The organism is Allobosea sp. 01N443 (genome assembly GCF_056399325.1).
In genome coordinates this window covers 1-4,466 of the sequence record NZ_JBFTRC010000304.1, presented here as the reverse complement: position 1 = coordinate 4,466, position 4,466 = coordinate 1, and the positions used below count along the sequence as shown (strand labels likewise).

The 4,466-nt window shown below is 58.1% G+C and carries 5 protein-coding genes; 3 read left to right on the top strand and 2 right to left on the bottom strand.

The genetic code is table 11. From position 1 onward, the window contains the following. Both AC1DRP_RS35205 and AC1DRP_RS35200 read right to left on the bottom strand, forming a co-directional pair. A partial coding sequence (locus AC1DRP_RS35205) for an outer membrane protein (RefSeq protein ID WP_476770967.1) occupies positions 1 to 324 on the bottom strand: 324 nt, incomplete at its 3' end. A 797-nt stretch (positions 325 to 1,121) separates the two neighbouring features. Beyond that, the gene (locus AC1DRP_RS35200) at positions 1,122 to 1,580 is read right to left on the bottom strand and encodes a helix-turn-helix domain-containing protein (protein ID WP_441508866.1); all 459 of its coding nucleotides are present in this window, start codon (positions 1,578 to 1,580) and stop codon (positions 1,122 to 1,124) included. Positions 1,581 to 1,909: 329 nt separating this feature from the next. On the opposite strand from AC1DRP_RS35200, the gene AC1DRP_RS35195 reads away from it, so the two are divergent. The 3 genes from AC1DRP_RS35195 to AC1DRP_RS35185 all read left to right on the top strand — a co-directional run bounded on the left by AC1DRP_RS35195 (position 1,910) and on the right by AC1DRP_RS35185 (position 4,199). Beyond that, on the top strand, positions 1,910 to 2,140 hold the full coding sequence (locus tag AC1DRP_RS35195; RefSeq protein WP_441508867.1) for a hypothetical protein: 231 nt from the start codon (positions 1,910 to 1,912) through the stop codon (positions 2,138 to 2,140). A gap of 185 nt (positions 2,141 to 2,325) precedes the next feature. Further along, entirely contained in the window at positions 2,326 to 2,862 is a 537-nt protein-coding gene (locus AC1DRP_RS35190) for a hypothetical protein (RefSeq protein WP_441508868.1), read from the top strand. Positions 2,863 to 3,200: 338 nt separating this feature from the next. Then, on the top strand, positions 3,201 to 4,199 hold the full coding sequence (locus AC1DRP_RS35185) for a hypothetical protein (RefSeq protein WP_476770966.1): 999 nt from the start codon (positions 3,201 to 3,203) through the stop codon (positions 4,197 to 4,199). Positions 4,200 to 4,466 lie beyond the last annotated feature (267 nt).

Here is a 4,466-nt window from a genome sequence, read left to right as displayed (position 1 = left end):
ATACTGGATATCGGTCTCGAGACCGTAGACCCAGGCGCCGGACTGCCAGTTATAGCCGATCTGGCCGCCGCCGACGAACGCGCCGTCGCCGCTATTGCCGCCCAGAATTCCGGAAGAGCCGGCTGTCGGCCCGGTAACGGTGATGTTGCCCGAGTCGGCCCAGCCCATGCCGGCGTTGAGGCCGACGTACAATCCGGCCCAGGTGAAGACGGGAGCATAGACGATCGGGGGAGGCGGCGCTTGGCGGCTGGAAAGATCGGCGGAGAAGGCAGACGTAGCCAGGCAGGTTGCAAGGACGGCGGTGGATACAAGTCCTATTCGCATGGTGTCCTCCGAGGTCAGGGTTAGCCAACCTATYGGTTGCACATCAGAAAGCAGTCGGGAACCCAAATAATCGGAGAGGTTTACTGTCTGTCATCAAATAATCCCGAAAGCGATATTTTCGCCACTAGGCAAAAATTATCACCAAGGCTCTCTTGCATGCGGCAACTCAACCCGGATGTCCGCAGCAAAGCTCATCAGGCCGAAACGTTGAAAAGTCGTGGCATGGATGGGGGGGTGTCGTCGAGTGAGGAGGGCGAGAGATCTTGCGATCGCTGAACTGTCGATCGGAGACAGGAAAATCCGAGTCCTTATTGCAACCCCGCAAGGTCATCGAGCCAGGAAGAGCCAAGAAAACACAATCAACCCCCAGAGCAATAGCGAAATTGGAGCGCCCCAGAGGACGCCTCGAATGAAACTATCACTTTCGTCGCCTTCATTTCGTATCCATTGGTAATGTCGACGGGATGTATGAGTCGTATCTCTCTCAAATTCTCGAAGTCTGTTGGAATTCTCAGAATTCGACATGTTATTGCCTCATAAATAACCTTGTAGGCATAACAATTAATAATAAGCGGTGACGAAGATTTCGAAGGATGTTCGGTTTTTGCCTGCAACAAAACAAGAGCACACACATAGCGTCCCGTCGATGATGATTTAATTCCACATGTTCGAGAAGATCGAGTTTGGTTAATCCTTCCGCCGTCGACCCGGCAACGAGGCGAGTACACGGCCGCGCACGTTCCCGCGCGCCCCTCGGGTCAGGTCATCGCATTGCGGTTGCAATCGTCGCCAAAGCGTCAGGCCGTACTTTCGGCACCCGCTGGATGGCAGACTTCGCCACGGCTCCCGTCGACATCTCCATTTGCCATCGCTTCGACGACGGCAACGATCCGCTGGCGGGTGTCGGCATTGTCGGACTTGAAAAAGGCTCTGGCGAGACGAAGCCCCTCGTTTGTCGCAAGCAATTCTGCGACATCGGCAGTCGCCTCTCCCTTCGACGGTTCCTGGGTCGCTGCGTGTCCGGTCGACGCCTGTTCGAAAAAGTAGCCCACCGGCACCTGAAGGATATTCGCAATCTGTTGCAGGCGGCTGGCACTGATCCGGTTTGATCCTTTCTCGTATTTCTGGATCTGCTGAAACGTTATGCCCAACTGTTCCGAGAGTTTCGTCTGGCTTAATCCGGCCAGTTGCCTTTGCTCGCGCAGGCGCCAAGCAAGACATTGATCAATCGCAGTGGGCCGTTTTACGAATTTCATGCAAGAAACCATGYGGAACCCCATGTTGTGGTGATCTGATAACCATCTGCTTGATTATACTGGGCGAAATGTCAGCAGACCAATGTCGCCCCGGTTTCTTCAAAGGAGCTTTATTAGCGGAGAGAGCCTGCAACGGTACAAGGCGGCGGCGAAAGCATCCCGGACTGTCTTGTGCGGTAGATCTTCGAGGCCCATAAACGGCGTTCCATGAGTGGCGCGGATGGTTTTCTCGCCGTGGCTTGCGCCCGCAGGCGAGGGCTTCAAACACGTTGGTCTGGAGGGACGGTGGGGGCGATAAAAGCGGTTCAGTGAACCTGAGGAGCCCGGACATGAGCCAATTCTACATATCGGAAGGGATCACACGTCGAAGCGGCCTTTCCTTCTTGTGGTCGGCGGCCGCACTGGCTTTTGCAGGGGCCGCGGTGGTATTGAAAGCATCGCATTCTGAGGCGCAGACCACCGGTATGGAGCGACGTGGGGATCGGCGCTCCGGACGTGACGATCGCCGCACTGAACGCCGCACCGGACGCACGACACGACGCGAAGAGCGCCGAAACTGAGTGAGCGGCGGCCGCGTGCGCACTAAGCGTCGAGATCGTTCAACTCACCGATGTTCGCGTGGCGCATTGACGAGAACCACCCCCGGCCCTTTGAGCAGCTTGATCTGTGAAAATGGGCCAGAGCAAAGCGCCGGGGCGAGGCGACTATCCGAAGACGTGCGGGCTCGTCAAAAGGAGCCAAAGCCGTGCAGTTGCCCGCCTTGGGAAACATCGTCAGTTCCACGGCGAAGACAGATGCTGCCGGCGCGCCTGGAGCCCATGAAGTCCAGGATGCGCTCATTCGCATGCTTGCGAGTGAAGAATTCATAGTCCCGGACCGGCTCCGTCGTTTTTTGATCTACGTCGTCATGCAGGCGCTGGCTGGCCACACCAAGAACATCACCGCCTATTCGATCGCAGTAGAGGTGTTTGGGCGCCCCGCCAGTTTCGATCAGAAGAATGACCCGATTGTTCGGGTCGAGGCCGGGCGCCTGCGACATGCTATCGAGCGTTATTACTTCGTCGCGGGCCGCTCCGACCCCATCATCATCGAAATCCCGAAGGGCGGTTATGCCCCTCGCTTCAGCAGGCGTCCCGTCCCGCTGGCCGAGCCAAGGCCTCGTAAGAGCCTGCGGCCAATCCGTATCGGTCCAGGTTTCGCGCTGCGACTGTTGCCGTGGGCTTTGGTCGGATTATCCGCATTGCTCGCAATTATCGGGCTCGCGCGGTTCTTGGTCGCCTGAGACGGGTGACGCACGATCGCCTGCGCTTATTGCAGGCCGATCGTCACCACGGGGTTCTCATGAAGTGCCTCTGTCGCAACAGCTATCTGCACGACCCAAGATTCCGATTTGGAGCGAATTTAGAAGATTTTGCTGAGACGGATTGTCAATGGTGAGACGGAACGTCAAGCCTCTGTATATCCCCAAGCATGAGACGAGATTTTGAGTGACGAATATTGTATCCCTAGGGATATTGAGGGGTAGAATTTTGATCGATTACCACTGACGGTGGTTGCGTGTGCTCTCCCGACCTGGGCATCATGCATGGGCTGGGATCGGCGCGCAGGCGAATTAACTCCATGAAACGCCAAACGACATCGACTTGTGTTTCAGATTCCGCGTCATCACAACCGGTGTCAGCGCCATGCGAAAGCGATATCCGCGCGCAACTGCTCCGCATTTTAGCGAGCCGGGATTTCAAGGCGCCCGATCGGCTCCGCCGGTTTCTGTCCTATGTGGTTGAACAGACGCTGGCTGGCCGGGCAGAGCGCATCAAAGCCTACTCGGTCGCGGTCGAAGTCTTCGGCCGGGATACGAGTATCGACATTCTGAACGATCCGGTCGTTCGTATTGAGGCCGGGCGGCTCAGGCGCGCCTTGGAGCTTTACTATTTCCTTGAGGGCAAGACAGACCCCGTCCTGATCGAAATTCCTAAGGGAAGCTACGTACCGTTTTTCTCCCGGCGAATAGACGATCAGACGCTGGCCCAGCCTCTCGCATCCCCGGCCCCGGAGCCGACGCCACCAACCCGCGCACGCCTCTTCGCCTCGCTCAGRCGCCCCTGGCTCGTCGGCTTGGCTGCTGTACTGGCATTTGGCACCCTGGTGGCATACGTCGGGATGACAGACCAGTTCCGCCCGGCCGCATCACCGGCACGCCCCCTAGGCCCCTCGCTTTTTGTAAAGCCCTTCGCCAACCTGTCACCGACGCCAGAGGCCAGTGTTTTCGCAGCCGGTCTTTCCGAAGAGATGCTCTCACAGCTCGCTTCGTTTCGGGAACTGACCATTGTTCGAAGCGAGGCTTCCGACACACTGGCGTCGCAACCATCCGCTGCCAGGCGCCATCTCGGCGCCCGGCTCATCCTTGAGGGGATGATCCGGGCTGCCGATAACAAGCTCAGAATAACAAGCCGCCTCGTCGAAGGAGAAACGGCCGCCATTCTCTGGTCTGCCATTTTCGAGGCCGACCTGAACTCTGGGAACCTCATCGAACTGGAAAGTGCCGTAGGGCAGAAAATCGCCATCGCGGTCGCTCACGCCATGAGCGCCCCATTACGCCCCGTGTCGAACGCACGCTAAGGGGCGAGACTAGGCGCCGGTGCTAGTCGGCGAGAATTGCCCGGTTTCCGAGTTCGGACCAACTTCCGCTAAGGATGCGATCCGGCCCCTCGATTGAGTTCGGCCTGACTTCCGCTAACCACCGAGGCCGTGTGCAAACGCGCTATTGGGATGCCTGAGGTGTGCGCCGCGTCGTCTGCGGGTGAAGTTGGACGAGAGTCGCGGCGACCCGTTCAGGTCCGCATCGCCAGAATGAGCGGCCCAGCGCCAAGGATGGCGATCACTCTC